The sequence below is a fragment of the Kitasatospora sp. NPDC098652 genome, from assembly GCF_044760155.1.
Lineage (GTDB): Bacteria > Actinomycetota > Actinomycetes > Streptomycetales > Streptomycetaceae > Kitasatospora.
Map to the genome: position 1 here is coordinate 1 of NZ_JBIWAQ010000003.1, position 13108 is coordinate 13108.

Annotated in this window: 9 protein-coding genes; 5 read left to right on the plus strand and 4 right to left on the minus strand. The window is 76.2% G+C overall.

Features of this window, described 5'->3' with window-relative positions; genetic code table 11:
* Positions 1-271: 271 nt before the first annotated feature.
* Both ACIQWA_RS08150 and ACIQWA_RS08155 read left to right on the plus strand, forming a co-directional pair.
* Positions 272-946 (plus strand): GNAT family N-acetyltransferase, encoded by a 675-nt coding sequence (locus ACIQWA_RS08150; protein ID WP_402479743.1) that lies wholly within the window; start codon positions 272-274, stop codon positions 944-946.
* Positions 947-1030: 84 nt separating this feature from the next.
* On the plus strand, positions 1031-1525 hold the full coding sequence (locus tag ACIQWA_RS08155; protein ID WP_402479746.1) for a DUF1772 domain-containing protein: 495 nt from the start codon (positions 1031-1033) through the stop codon (positions 1523-1525).
* A 99-nt stretch (positions 1526-1624) separates the two neighbouring features.
* Here the strand turns inward: ACIQWA_RS08155 and ACIQWA_RS08160 are convergent, their stop codons facing one another.
* Entirely contained in the window at positions 1625-2377 is a 753-nt protein-coding gene (locus ACIQWA_RS08160; RefSeq protein WP_402479748.1) for a DUF1062 domain-containing protein, read from the minus strand.
* A 314-nt stretch (positions 2378-2691) separates the two neighbouring features.
* Positions 2692-3351 carry a polysaccharide deacetylase family protein gene (locus ACIQWA_RS08165; protein ID WP_402479751.1) on the minus strand — a complete coding sequence of 220 codons (660 nt, stop codon included), beginning with the start codon at positions 3349-3351 and terminating at the stop codon, positions 2692-2694.
* A gap of 357 nt (positions 3352-3708) precedes the next feature.
* Between ACIQWA_RS08165 and ACIQWA_RS08170 the strand changes: the two genes are divergently transcribed.
* From ACIQWA_RS08170 to ACIQWA_RS08180, 3 genes are all read left to right on the plus strand, one after another.
* Positions 3709-5067, plus strand: coding sequence for a hypothetical protein (locus tag ACIQWA_RS08170; protein WP_402479754.1), 1359 nt, complete (start codon positions 3709-3711; stop codon positions 5065-5067).
* Positions 5068-5188: 121 nt separating this feature from the next.
* Entirely contained in the window at positions 5189-6433 is a 1245-nt protein-coding gene (locus tag ACIQWA_RS08175) for an AAA family ATPase (RefSeq protein WP_402479757.1), read from the plus strand.
* Positions 6430-7923, plus strand: a complete 1494-nt coding sequence (locus ACIQWA_RS08180) for a VWA-like domain-containing protein (RefSeq protein WP_402479760.1) — start codon at positions 6430-6432, stop codon at positions 7921-7923. The genes ACIQWA_RS08175 and ACIQWA_RS08180 overlap by 4 nt, the downstream gene beginning before the upstream one ends.
* A gap of 391 nt (positions 7924-8314) precedes the next feature.
* On the opposite strand, the gene ACIQWA_RS08185 is transcribed toward ACIQWA_RS08180, so the two are convergent.
* Together ACIQWA_RS08185 and ACIQWA_RS08190 are read right to left on the minus strand one after the other, a co-directional pair.
* The gene (locus ACIQWA_RS08185; RefSeq protein ID WP_402479763.1) at positions 8315-11209 is read right to left on the minus strand and encodes a condensation domain-containing protein; all 2895 of its coding nucleotides are present in this window, start codon (positions 11207-11209) and stop codon (positions 8315-8317) included.
* Positions 11206-13011: a non-ribosomal peptide synthetase gene (locus tag ACIQWA_RS08190; protein ID WP_402479765.1), complete on the minus strand. Its 1806-nt coding sequence runs from the start codon at positions 13009-13011 to the stop codon at positions 11206-11208. Before ACIQWA_RS08190 ends, ACIQWA_RS08185 begins: the two co-directional genes overlap by 4 nt.
* Between the last annotated feature and the right edge of the window lie 97 nt (positions 13012-13108).

Sequence of the window (13108 nt, forward strand, 5' to 3'; positions counted from 1 at the left end):
GTCGTCGTCCTCGACGAGAACGACACCGTCCTCCACACCGAACTCGTCGCCGAGATCGCCGAAGAGCCCGACTACGAGGCCGCCCTCGCCGCCCTCAACTAACCCCCGCACAGCACCACCCCCCGGGCCCGCCCCGCACCGCCACCAACAGCGGCGCGAGGCGGGCCCGGCCACACCCACAGCAGCGACGCGTCAACGCACCTGGGCCCTCCGCTGCTCCGCGCCCCGGAAATCGGATGACCTCGGCCGCCGTCGCCGTCGACAATGGCGCATGTTGATCGATCACTGGCCGCTGCTGGGACTGCGTCTGAACACTCCCTGCCTGGAGCTTCGCTTACCCACCGACAGCGAACTGGCTGACCTGGCCGACCTGGCCGGGGAGGGCGTCCACCAGCCGGACCGCATGCCCTTCCTCGTGCCGTGGACCGACCTTCCTCCGGCCGAACGTGCCCGCTCGGTGGTGCAGCACCACTGGTTGCGCCGAGGGAACTGGTCCCCGGGCGACTGGGCCCTGAACCTGGCCGTCTTCGAGAACGGCCGGGTCGTCGGCCTGCAGACCATCGCCGCCCGCGACTTCGCCGTTCTGCGGGAGGTCACCACGGCCTCCTGGCTCGGTGCGCGGTACCAGCGGCGGGGGATCGGCACCGAGATGCGCGCCGCCGTCCTGCACCTGGCCTTCGCGGGCCTGGACGCGCTGGAGGCGACGTCGGGAGCCTTCGAGGACAATGCCGCCTCCTTCGCCGTGTCCCGGAGGCACGGTTATGAGCTCGACGGCATCGACCGCCATGTGGTCCGCGGCCGGCCCGTGACGAACAGGCGGCTGCGGCTGACCCGTGACGCCTGGCAGGCGCGGGCGGCGCGCATCCCCGCCTCGGTCAGCGGGCTGACTCCCTGCCTGTCGATGTTCGGACTGCCGATGGTCAGGTCGGCGCCGGAGATGATGTGACGTCTCGTCACTTGAAGGACTCCTGAGCGGTCGAGCTGGTGTAGAAAGAGCACGAGCGGCACGACCGAGCGGGGGGCTGGGAGAATGGAATCGGCGCGCACACTCGCCCTGGTGGCGGCCACCGTCACCTGCGGACTGACCGCCGGGCTGTTCTACGCCTACGCGTGCTCGGTGATGCCGGCGCTCGCGCGGGTCGAGGACCGGACGTTCATCGAGGTCATGCAGCGGGTCAACGTGGCGATCCTGAACGGCTGGTTCGTACTCGGCTTCGTCGGCGCCCTGCTCAGCACGGCCGCCGCGGTCGCCCTGCACCTGCCCTCGGACGGGCACCGCGCGCTGCCCGCCACGATCGCCGCCCTGGTGCTGTACGCGGCGGCGATCGCGGTCACCCGCGTGGTCAACATCCCGCTGAACGACGAGTTGGAGCAGGCCGGAGCGCCGCAGCGGATCGCCGACCCCTCGGCGGTGCGCACCCGCTTCGAGGCGCGCTGGGTGCGCTTCAACGTGCTGCGCGCGCTGCTGTGCACGGCCGCACTGTGCTGCCTCGCCTGGGCGCTGGTCCTCAACGGGCAGCGCTGAGCGGCCCGTTGGCCTGGACCGGCCTGGCCGGACTCCCGTGCGGCCCACCGGCGCGCGATGCGCCGGTGGGCCGCACGGGAGGCACGGCGGTTCCCCTCCTTACCCGCCCGCGACCCGCGTCACGAGGGGCTGGCGCCGCGCTGTACGGGACACCCTCGGGCGGACCAGGTCCGTGGCCGTGGCGATCCGGGCCGCTACGACGGTCGGAACCAGCGCGGTGGCCTCTCCCGCAGCGACCTCGGCCGAAGCGGCCTCGACCGAAGCGGCCCGGACCGCAGCGGGCCGCTGGAGGGTGAGTTCGAAGTCCCGGTGCGCCTTGGCCGTCGGCGTCAGGGCGGGCGGCAGCTGGATCCGCCCCTCCGCGACCATCCGCCGTACGGCGGTGCGGCTGAGGCCGAGCCCGACCATCAGCAGCCGCTCGACCCGGACCGGCACGGGCAGTTCGAAGCCGACCAGGACGGTGAGCGGCGTCGGGTCGTCGAGCAGGTGCAGGGGCGTCCGGACCTCCAGCTCCCAGGTGCCGGTCCAGTCGAGGCGGTATCCGTTCCGGGCGGCGAGCGAGGCGCTCGTCGTCAACTCCCGGACCACGGCGGCGTCGTTGGTCTCGTAGGACACCAGTCGGGCCGGGTCGAGCGAGGAGACGTGGGCGCGTTCGTGGACGGGCACCTTCGAGGTCCGGTCGCAGCCCGCGCAGCTCAGCAGCAGCCAGACGTCCAGCAGCTTTCCGCTGGCGTTGACGCGGATCTTCCCCGAGGGACGGTGCCGGCTGCCGGGGCAGTCCGGGCAGGGACGGACGACGGTGGGCAGCGCGGACTCACGCACGGCCCAGTGGGCCTTGCGGTCGGTATTCATGGTGGTGGTTGCTCTCAGGACTCTGCGGGAACGCCCCACGGACCCCGCCCCCGCGCGGCCCCGACCGTGACGGGCCGGAGCAGGGCAGGGCAGGGCGGATCGCGGGCGCTCCCGGGATGACGGATGCACACGTGGGCGCGAGTCATCGCCTCGGTACCGAGCCGTCAGGCTCCGAGGTCGATCGCGCGACAGGGTTCGCTGGTGCTACGTGGCAACTGTTAAAAGTCCATGCGGATGATCGTGGTCGAGGATCGGCCCGCGGGCAACTCATTTTTCGGCGGGGCCGGGCCCGGCCGGCCCGGGCCCCCGCCCGGTCAGCAGAGCGTCGCGAAGCGGTACCCGCGCGCCTTGAGGGTGGACAGGATCGTCGGCAGGGCCGTCGCGGTCTGGCTGCGGTCCCCGCCGCCGTCGTGGAGCAGGATCACCGAACCGGGGCGGACGTTGTCCAGCACCCGCGACCGGATCGCCGCCGCGCCCGGCCGGGACCAGTCGGCCGGGTCGACCGACCAGAGCACGACCTGCTTGCCGAGCGCCGCCGCCCGGGAACGCACCGTGCCGTTGACCGCACCGTAGGGCGGGCGCAGGCACGTCGGGGTGTGCCCCGTCCGGGCGCGGATGGCCCGGTCGGTGTCGCCGACCTGGGCGTTGAAGGAGGAGCCGGAGAGCCGGCGCAGGTCCGGGTGCGACCAGGAGTGGTTCTGCACGCTGTGGCCCTGCCGGGCGACCTGGGCGGTGAGCGAGGGGTGGGCGGCGACGTTCTCGCCGAGCTCGAAGAAGGTCGCGCGGACTCCGTAGCGGTCGAGGATCGAGAGGATCCTCGGGGTGTAGGCCGGGCTGGGGCCGTCGTCGAAGGTGAGGTAGACGACCTTGGCGCCGCCCTTGCTCCCGGAGGGACCGGCAGCCTCCGCGACGTCGGCCGGCACCGCGACCACCGCACCCGCCGCCAGCGCGGCGACGGCGAGCGCGCCGACCACCGCCCGGAGCCGCCCACCCGCCCGCCGTCCAACTCCACTACGCCCAAAGGCTGGTAAGGCCATGCCGCCCCCTGGTGTCGGAACTGCCGTGTACCGACCAGTCTGCGCCGCCGACCGCCGACGCCGCGACCGGGCCGGGGGCGAAGGGGGACGAAATCGGCCAGCCGGACCACCGCCCTTGACCTGCTCTCCAGCGGTTCCTGAGCGGACCGGCGGACGCACACCGGCAGGACGGACCGCGCTGCGGCCGTGACGAAAGACTGTGGCGCGGCAGCGAGGACGGGCGCTATGCTCCCCGGCGATGAACACTTTCGCTGCTCTCGGATCGGAGGTCCCGTTCGCCAAAGGTGAGTGCTGATGCTCACTCACACCGCGAACGAGGATGACTCCCGCTTCTCCTTCTGGCGGCGCGTACGCGAGTACGCCGTGCCGCCCTCCATGATCGAAACCGCCACCGCGCGCCGACTCGCCGGTGACTGGGCCGGGGCCTGCGCCGCCGCCAACGTCGAGGTCGACTTCCGCCTGCGGGACGTCGCGCACGCCCACGGGCACGCACTGGCCGAACGGGTACGTGAGGACCTGCGTCGCCTGGCGCCGGACCTACTGCGCTGGCACCTGCCGCGCACCGCCCCCGCCGGACTGCTGCGCGCCGGGCTGACCGTCCCGCTCGCCCGCTATCCGGGCGAGCGGCCGGTGCACCTCGTCGTCCGCACGCCGCCCGCCTGGGCGGAGTACGGGCAGCGGATCGGCCTGGCGCTCTGGGACGGTTCGGATCCCGGCCCGGCCCCGCACCCCCATCCGCGCCCCAGCCGCCGGTACCGGCTCGACCTGCACCGGCACCTGTGGGACGCGGGCCGCAGCGGGGAGTTGGCGGCGCGGGCCGGTTCCCTCCCGCCAACTGGGGCACCGCACACCGGAGTCGGGCCCCACGGGCTGCGCCGGGCCGTCGACCGCTGGGCCGCCGAGGCCGAGCTGCTGCTGCACGCCGAGGGGCTCCCGCCCGGGCCCGTCGCAGTACGGCTCGGGCGCGGCGAGCGGCTGGTGCTCGGGCCCGACGGCCACGCCGAAGCGGCGGTCGGGGACGTCCGGGCGCTGCCACTGCTGCCCGACGCGGCGACCTGGGTACCGCCCGACCTCGACCTGCTGCACAGCGGCAAGCTCGACGCCGACCGGCTGCACCCACTGGTCGCGGCCGCGCTGGCACCCGGCCCCCGGCCCCGGCAGGAGGACCGACCACCCGCCGGGCAACGGCTGGTGGAGTGCCGCGGCGCCCGGCACCGGATCGCCGTGGTCGACGGGGTGCTGACCGCACTCGACCACGACCCGGAGCAGCTGCGCCGCGAGGAGCTGCTGGCCGCGCTGTCCGGCACCCCGCTGCCCTGCCTGCGCGCGATCGACCAGGCGCACCGCGATCCGGCCGAACTGGACGACGTGCGCCAGCGGTTGAACCACGGCGACACCGCCGGAGCCCTGGCCGTGGTGGAGGACCTGCTCGGCCGACAGGCGGCACTGCGTGAGGGCCCGCTGCGGGAGGAGCTCGCGGCGGCCGCCGAGCGCCGGATCGCCTACGGCCTCTACCGCTCCGGCCTGACCGTCGACCGGCAGGCCAGGACCGCGAAGCCCCTGACCCACTACGACTTCTACCGGTTCGGCCTGCCCCGACACCGGGGCCGCAGCCACGCGTTCCCACGGCCCCCGCACACCGCCGCCCGCTGATCCGCTCGCAACCGCGTACCGCCGCCCGCTGATCCGCTGATCCGCTCGAACCCGCGTACGCCGCGCGGCCGCCACGGCGCGGAACCCACTGACCTCCTCCGACCTCCAAAGGTGATCACCCATGCCCGTGACCATGTCCACCCCCGCCACCCCCGCCCGCCTCGACGTCGCCCGCCGGCTCCTCGACCTGCTCGCCGACACCCGCACCGAACCCCGCCCGGACGACCAACTGGAGGCGCTCACCCTGGCGGTGGCCGCGGACCTGCCCGTACTGCTCTGGGGCGAGCCCGGCATCGGCAAGACCGCCGCCCTCAACCAGCTCGCCGAGGCCCTGGACCTGCCGCTGACCACCGTCATCGCCAGCGTCCACGAGCCCTCGGACTTCTCCGGCCTGCCGGTCGTCGGCGACGACCCCGCGCAGCAGGGCATCCCGCTGGCCCCGCCGGACTGGGCGGTGCGCCTGGTCCGGGCCGGGCACGGGCTGCTGTTCCTGGACGAGTTGTCCACCGCGCCGCCCGCCGTCCAGGCGGCGCTGCTCCGGCTGGTCCTGGAGCGCCGCATCGGTTCACTCCAACTGCCGCCTGGCGTACGGATCGTGGCGGCGGCGAACCCACGCTCCTCGGCGGCCGACGGGTGGGAGCTGAGCGCACCGCTGGCGAACCGCTTCGTCCACCTCCAGTGGGTGCACGACCACGAGGTGGTGGTGCGCGGCCTCGGCGGGGTGTGGCCGGTCGCCACCCTGCCGCAGCTCGATCCGGCGGAGCTGTCGGCCGCGGTCGGCTTCGCCCGCCGGGCGGTCTGCGAACTGCTCACGGTGAGGCCGGAGTTGGTGCACCGGCTGCCCACCAACGAGACCAGGCGCGGCGGTGCCTGGCCGTCCCCGCGCAGCTGGGACATGACGCTGCGGCTGATCGCCTTCGCCACCGCGGCCGGCTCCTCCCGGGAGGTGCTGTCGCTGCTGGTCCGGGGCACGGTCGGGGACGGGCCGGGGCTGGAACTGATGGCGAGCATGGACCGGATGGACCTGCCGGACCCCGAGCTGCTGCTCGCCGACCCGAGCGCCGCCGTGCTGCCCGAACGCGGGGACCTGCGCCAGGTGGTGCTGGACGGAGTGGTGGCCGCGGTGCGCAACCGGCCGGAGCGGGCGCGCTGGGACGCCGCCTGGGCGCTGCTGGTGCGGGCGATGTCGACCGGCGCGCCGGACGTGCTGGTCGTCCCGGCCACCACGCTGGCCTCGCTGCGCCGGGAGAACTGGGAGGTCCCGGCGGCGATCGAGCACCTCGCCTCGACGGTGGCGCTGTCCCGGCGGGCCGACCGCGCCGCCGTCCGGACCGCCGCCCGCACCGATGTGACGGCCGGCCGATGAGCACGAGCCGCACGCCGAAGGGCACCGTGCCCGAGGGCAGCACGCCGCCGGGCACCACCCCCACCGGCACCACCCCCACCGGCGCCACCCCGCCGGACACCGGCTGGAACAACCGGACCCGGCCCGCCGCCACACCGCTGGACGTCCGCAGGCGCGGCAAACCGCTGACCGCCCGCCCCCTGGTCGTACCGCTACCCGTACCGCGGTCCCCAGCGCTGTCCGCACCGGCGCGGAAACCGGTGCCGGATTCGGCGGACGCGCGTCCGGCCGACGCGCGCCCGCTGGACCGCGACAAGCTGTACGCCGCCCGGCTCCAGGCCGCCCGGGCCCGCCCCTACCTGGCGACCGCGCTGTTCGCCCTCCACCTGGTGGAGGACCGCCAGGTCCCGACCATGGCCGTGGACCGCCACTGGCGCTGCTACGCCTCCCCCGCCTTCGTCGACCGCACCCCGGTGGAGGACCTCGCCTCGATCTGGGTCCACGAGGTCTCGCACCTGCTGCGCGACCACCACGGGCGCAGCGACCGCCTGGCCCGCGTCCTCGGGCTGACCGAACCGGCGGACCGGCTGCGGATGAACATCGCCGCCGACTGCGAGATCAACGACGACGCCTTCGGTGACGGCCTGGTCACGCCCGCGGGCGCGCTGACCCCGGAGTACCTCGGCCTGCCCGGGGGCGAGCTGATGGAGGACTACGTCCGCAACTTCCGCTTCGACCTGCGCCGGCTGAACCTGGCCTGGCTGGACTGCGGCAGCGGCGCCGACGGCGTGGACCGCCCCTGGGAGCTGGGCCCGGACGGCGCCCACGGGCTGACCGCCCAGGAACAGGACGCGGTCCGCTTCCGGGTCGCCGAGGGCATCCGGGGCCGCCCGGGGAACGCCCCGGCAGGCTGGCGGCGCTGGGCCGAGGAGGCGTTCCACCCGCCGCAGCCGTGGCGCCAACTCCTGGGCGCGGCACTGCGCTCGGCGGTCTCCGGGCCGGGCGCGGGCGGGGACTACAGCTACGGCCGTCCGGCCCGCCGCGCGGTCTCGCTGCCGGGCGTGGTGCTGCCGAGCCTGCGGCGGCGCCCGCCCCGGGTCTCGGTGGTGATCGACACCTCGGGGTCGGTCTCGGACCAGGAGCTGGGCAGTGCGCTGCTGGAGGTCGCGGCGATCGGCCGGGCGGTCGGCGGCCGGCACGACCTGGTCACCGTGCTGTCCTGCGACGCAGCCCCGCAGTCCGTCGGCGCGCTCTGCCGCGCGGCGGGCGTCCCGCTGGTCGGCGGCGGCGGGACGGACCTGCGGACGGGCTTCGCGGCGGCGCTGCGGACCAGGCCGCAGCCGGACGTCGTCGTGGTGCTGACGGACGGGCAGACGCCCTGGCCGTCGGTCGCGCCCTCCTGCCGTACGGTGGTGGGCCGGTTCCGGCGCGGGGCCCGGTACAGCGAGAACAACGGCGAGTACCGGCCGGACGCACCGCCGAGCTGGGCCCGGGTGGTCGACATCGGCTGAGGGGCGCGACGAGAGGAGATCCCCGTGCACGACGACGGGCTGACCGCGAACCCGGAGCGGGACCCGGAGCAGGACCCGGACGAACACACCGCCGGGACGGCACCCAGCGGCCCCGTGCTCGGCCTCCTGGCCGAACACGGACGCCCCCGGCGGATCCGTGCCACGGCCACGGCCCGGCTGCACCGGCGCCGGGCCGTCGCCCGGCGAGCGGCGCCCCAGCACGGCGAAGCCGGCCCCGGCAAGGGTGTCGGCCCAGCCCGGGGCGTCCGAGAACTCGTCCGTGCAGTGGCACCGCCGGTCCGGAACGAAGGCGAAGCTCAGGACGCAACACCCGTCGAACGGCGGCCGGCCCCCGGATCCGGGATGGCCGACCGCCGCCCGGCGGGCGCCGTCAGCCGACCATGGCCGCCAGCACGCTGCGCCAGTCCTCCCCCGGCTCCGGCTGGAGCGCGGCCGCGAGGGTCTCCGCCCGGTAGTGCCACGGGCGCCGCAGCTCGGGGTCGGCGTCGGGGCGCAGGTCCAGGGTGCTGTCCGAGCCGAGCAGCCGGATCAGCTCGGTCCCGAACTCCGCCCAGGAGACGTGCCCGGTGATCGCGTTGACGATCCGGCCGGCGGCGGGGCTGTCGGGCAGGGCGCAGGCGGCGAGGGCGCGGGCCAGGGCGGCGGAGTGCACCCAGGCGGCGCCGTTCCACTCCTCCGGCTCGCCGTCGGCCGCGGCCGGCAGGGCGATCGGCCGGCCGGCCAGGGCGGCCTGGTAGAGGTCGCCGGTGGAGCCCCAGCGGAGCTGGTCGCGCAGGCGGTGGTGCGGGCCCCAGACGATGGGGGCGCGCACCACGGTGGCCGGGCCGTGGCCGGTGGCCTCGGCGGTCTCGAACAGCATCCGCTCGCAGTCGAGCTTGGCCTGGCCGTAGGCGGTGACGGGTGCGCCGCTGGGGCCTCCCTCGGTGACCTCGGTGCCGGGCGGGCGCCCGTAGGCGTCGATGCTGCTGACGAAGACGAACGGGCCGCCGGACCAGCCGTCCAGCAGGGCGCGCATGGCGGCCCGGTCGACCTCGTGCTCGGTGAAGGTGCAGGCGGCGTGGATGACGGCGTCCACGCCCTTGACCGCGCGCTCGAGGCTGTCGACGTCGGCGAGGTCGCCCTCGGCGATCTCGGCGCCGTGCAGGGCCGGCAGGTGGGCCGACTCGGGGCGGACCAGGACGCGTACCGGCCGCCCCTGGGCCATCAGTTCCTGGAGCACGGCGGCACCGACGCCGCCGGTGGCGCCGGTGAGCAGCACGGTGCCGGTGCGCGGCTCGGTGCTGTGGAAGCCGTCGACGCGGGTGAGGGCGGCGCGGCGCTCCTCCTCGCGGGCGGCGAGCAGGGCGGCGAGGGCGCGCGGGGTGCGGTGCTCCAGGATGTCGAGGCCGGTGAGCGGCACGCCGACGCGGGTGCGCAGGCGTTCGGCGAGCTGGACGGCGACCAGCGAGTAGCCGCCGAGGGCGAAGAAGTCGCCGTCGGCGGGCGGGACGCTGCCGAGCAGTTCGCCGAAGGCGGTGCGGACCAGGTCGAGCGGGCCGGTCGCCGCCGTCGCCCGAGCCGCCGTGGCCCGATCCGCCTCGGCCCGATCCGCCTCCGCAGCGCCGGAGCCGCCGGGAGCCGCCGCGCCGGCGGCGCCGGGCAGGCGCCCGCGGTCGACGGCACCGTCCGCGCCGCGCGGGATGCGGTCCAACAGGGTGACGGCCAGCGGGAGTTCGGCGGCGGGGACGACGGCCCGGAGCCGGGCGCGCAGGTCGGTGCCGCTGGGGGCGACCGCCCCGCGCACCACCGCGTAGGCGAGCGGCGGGCCGTCGGCGGTCTCCACCACGGCCGCGTCGGCCACCCCGGGATGGGCCGCCAGGGCCTCCAGCACCGGGTGCCGGTCGGCGCGGACCAGCAGTTCGCCGGGGAGTTCGGCGAGCGGGCGGTCCGGGTCCTCGACAGCCGCGCGGAGCACGGCGGCGAAGGCCTCGGCCAGCCGGGCGGCGGTGGCGCCGTCCAGGGCCGCGTGGTCGTGCTGGACCAGGCAGCGCGGCCGCGGCCCCTCCTCCAGCACCAGGGTGAGGTCGAACTTGGCGAGTTCCAGGTCGACGTCGACGTGTTCGGCGTCCAGGCCGGGCAGCGTCAGGGCGGTCGCGGGCTGGACCAGGTCGCAGCTGGCCGAGAGCAGCGGGGTGCCGTCCGCGCCGCGCGCCGCCGCGCCGAGCCGCTCGACCACCAGGTCGAAGGGCACCTGGTGGTGCTGCTGGGCCTCCAGCAGGGCGCCGCGCACCAGGGCGATGGCCTCGGCGAAGGAGGCGTCCCCGGCCGGTTCGGCGCGCACCGCGAGGGTGTTGACGCCCAGGCCGACGGTGCGGCGCAGTTCGGGGCGGGCCCGGTGGCCGCTGGCGCAGCCGAGGGTGAGGTCGTCCTGGCCGGCGGCGGTGCGCAGGGTGGCGAAGGCGGCGGCCAGGACGACGGCGAACAGGGTGGCGCCGTGCCGGGCGCCGAGCTGCCGCAGGCCCTCGACGGTGGCCGGGTCGAGTGGCACGGCGTGCAGGCCGGCCCGGCGGTCGCGGGCGCCGGGGGCGACCGGCCGCAGCAGCGGCAGCGGGCGGGCGCCGGCCAGCCGGGCGGCGAGGGCGTCGGCGGCGGCGGTGAGTTCGGCGTCGCGGGCGCGCTCCTGGCGGGCGTACTCGGCGTACGGCATGCCGGGCGCCGGGAGCCGGGGCTCGACGCCGTCGCGGGCGGCGGCGTACAGCTCGGCGAGGTCGGCGGCCAGGACGGGCAGCGAGCCGCCGTCGACGGCGATGTGGTGGATCGTCAGGAGCAGGGTGTGGTCCTCGGGTGCGTGCCGCAGCAGCAGCGCGCGCAGCACCGGGCCTTCGGTGAGGTCGAAGGGGCGGGCGGCCTCGGCAGTCAGCTGCTCGGTGCCGTCGCCGGTGGCGTCCAGGACGGCCAGCGGGACGGGACCGGCCGGTTCGAGGTGCTGGTACGGCTGTTCGCCGCGGCGCGGGTAGCGGGTGCGCAGCACGGCGTGCCGCTCGGTGAGCCCGGTGAGCGCGGTGGCGAGGGCGGCTTCGTCGAGCGGTCCGCGCAGCCGGGTGGCGATCGGGACGTTGTAGAGGGCGCCGCCCTGGCCGAGCTGCTCCATCAGCCACATCCGCTGCTGGGCGTGGGAGAGCGGGGCCGGGCCGGCGTCGACGTCGGCGGCGGCCGGGCGCTGCGGGGCGAGGGCGGTGCGGCGGTTGCGGGCGCGCCGCAGCAGGTCGTTCTGGTCGTTGCTCATCGCTGGGGTGCTCCCTGGGTGTCGTCGGCGTCCCGCAGGGCGCGCTCCAGTAGTTCGGCCTGGCCGGCCACGGTGGGGTGGCCGAGGAAGTCGGCGAGGGACAGGTCGATGCCGAACTCCCCGGCCAGGTCGTCGACGACCCACATGGCGAGCAGCGAGTGCCCGCCCTCGGCGAGGAAGTCGGCGGCCGGGTCGGTGATCGGGCGTTCCAGGGCGCGGCTCCAGGCCTCGGCGACGACCTGCTGGATCGGGGTGAGTTCGGCCGCCGCGCCGGTGCGCTCCGCCGCCGCGCTCGGGCGCTCCGCCGCCGGGTCCGGGGCGGCGGCGAGCGCGCGGCGGTCGACCTTGCCGTTGCCGGTGAGCGGCAGGGCGGGGAGGACGGCCCAGGCGGTGGGCACCAGGTGGGCGGGCAGTCGCTCGGCGAGCCGGGTGCGCAGGGTCTCGGCGGCCGCCCCGGCGCCCTCGGCGAGGACGACGCAGGCGGTGAGCGCGGCGTCGGCCTGTCCGGCGCGGCGGACCACCACGGCCGCCTCGGCGACCTCGGGGAAGCGCAGCAGGGCCTGCTCGACCTCGCCGGGCTCGATCCGGAAGCCCCGGACCTTCACCTGGTCGTCGGTGCGGCCGTGGAACTCCAGTGCGCCGTCGGGGCGTTGGCGCACCAGGTCGCCGCTGCGGTAGGCCCGGTCGCTGCCGGGGAGTTCGCGGAAGCGCTCGGCGGTCAGCTCGGGCCGGTTGAGGTAGCCCTGGGCGAGCCGCCCGCCGCCGATCCACAGTTCGCCGACCTCGCCGGGTGCGACCGGGGCGAGCCGCTCGTCCAGGACGAGGGCGCGGGCGCCGCCGAAGGGGCGTCCGATCGGGACGGGGCCGCCCGCGCAGTCGGCGGGGGTGATCCGGTGGGCGGTGGTGAAGGTGGTGGCCTCGGTGGGCCCGTAGACGTTGTACAGCTCCAGCCAGGGGAAGGCCCGCAGCACGGCCCCGGCATGCTCGGGGGCGAGCGCCTCGCCGCCGACGGCCAGGGTGCGCAGCACGCCGAAGATCCGGGACTCCTTGGCGGCCAGGTGGTGGAAGAGCGCGGTGGTGAGGAAGGCGGTGGTGGCGCCGAACCGTTCGACGTCGCGGACGAGTTCCTCGGCGCTGGGCCGCTCGGTCGGGGAGACGGCGACGGCGGCGCCGTGGGCGAGCGGCGCCCACAGTTCGAAGGTGGCGGCGTCGAAGGAGGGGGTGGAGTGGAAGAGCACCCGGTCGCGCGGGCCGAGGACGAGCCCGTCGGGGGCGGTGACCAGGTCGGTGACGGCGCGGTGCGGGACGAGCACGCCCTTGGGGCGGCCGGTGGAGCCGGAGGTGTAGTAGAGCAGGGCGGGCGCGTCCGGTTCGGCGGCGTCGGGCACCGCCGCGCCGGTCTCCTCGGTGCCGCGCTCGGTGAGCACCAGGGTGCGCTCGGCGGGCAGTCCGGCGTCGGCGAGCAGCGCCTTGTCGCCCAGGACGAGGCGGACCTCCGCGTCGGCGGTCATCTCGGCGATGCGCGGGCGCGGGTAGGCCGGGTCGAGCGGGACGACGAGGCCGCCGGCCCGCCAGACGGCGAGCTGGGCGACGGCGAACCTGGCCGAGCGGGCGCACAGCAGGCCGACGGCGCTGCCGGGGCCGATCCCGCGCGCGGCCAGGACGGCGGCCAACCGGCCGGCGGCGTCGTGGAGTTCGCGGTAGGTGAGGTAGGTGGCGCCGTCGGTCAGGGCGAGCGCGCTCGGGTGCTGCTCGGCCTGCCGGGCGACCAGCGCGGGGAGGGTGGGGAGGACGGGCGTCATGGCTGGGTCCCTTCCGGGCGCCCCGGCGCTGGGGCCGGGGCGCCGCTGTTCAGATCGGGAGGTGCGACGGGGGCGCGACGGGGGCGGAGCCGTCCCG

Bases quoted from the DNA above. Each gene is read 5' to 3' on its own strand.
- ACIQWA_RS08150 (WP_402479743.1), top strand. From the start codon at position 272: ATGTTGATCGATCACTGGCCGCTGCTGGGACTGCGTCTGAACACTCCC.
- ACIQWA_RS08170 (WP_402479754.1), top strand. From the start codon at position 3,709: ATGCTCACTCACACCGCGAACGAGGATGACTCCCGCTTCTCCTTCTGG.
- ACIQWA_RS08155 (WP_402479746.1), top strand. From the start codon at position 1,031: ATGGAATCGGCGCGCACACTCGCCCTGGTGGCGGCCACCGTCACCTGC.
- ACIQWA_RS08190 (WP_402479765.1), bottom strand. From the start codon at position 13,011: ATGACGCCCGTCCTCCCCACCCTCCCCGCGCTGGTCGCCCGGCAGGCC.
- ACIQWA_RS08175 (WP_402479757.1), top strand. From the start codon at position 5,189: ATGCCCGTGACCATGTCCACCCCCGCCACCCCCGCCCGCCTCGACGTC.
- ACIQWA_RS08180 (WP_402479760.1), top strand. From the start codon at position 6,430: ATGAGCACGAGCCGCACGCCGAAGGGCACCGTGCCCGAGGGCAGCACG.
- ACIQWA_RS08185 (WP_402479763.1), bottom strand. From the start codon at position 11,209: ATGAGCAACGACCAGAACGACCTGCTGCGGCGCGCCCGCAACCGCCGC.
- ACIQWA_RS08160 (WP_402479748.1), bottom strand. From the start codon at position 2,377: ATGAATACCGACCGCAAGGCCCACTGGGCCGTGCGTGAGTCCGCGCTG.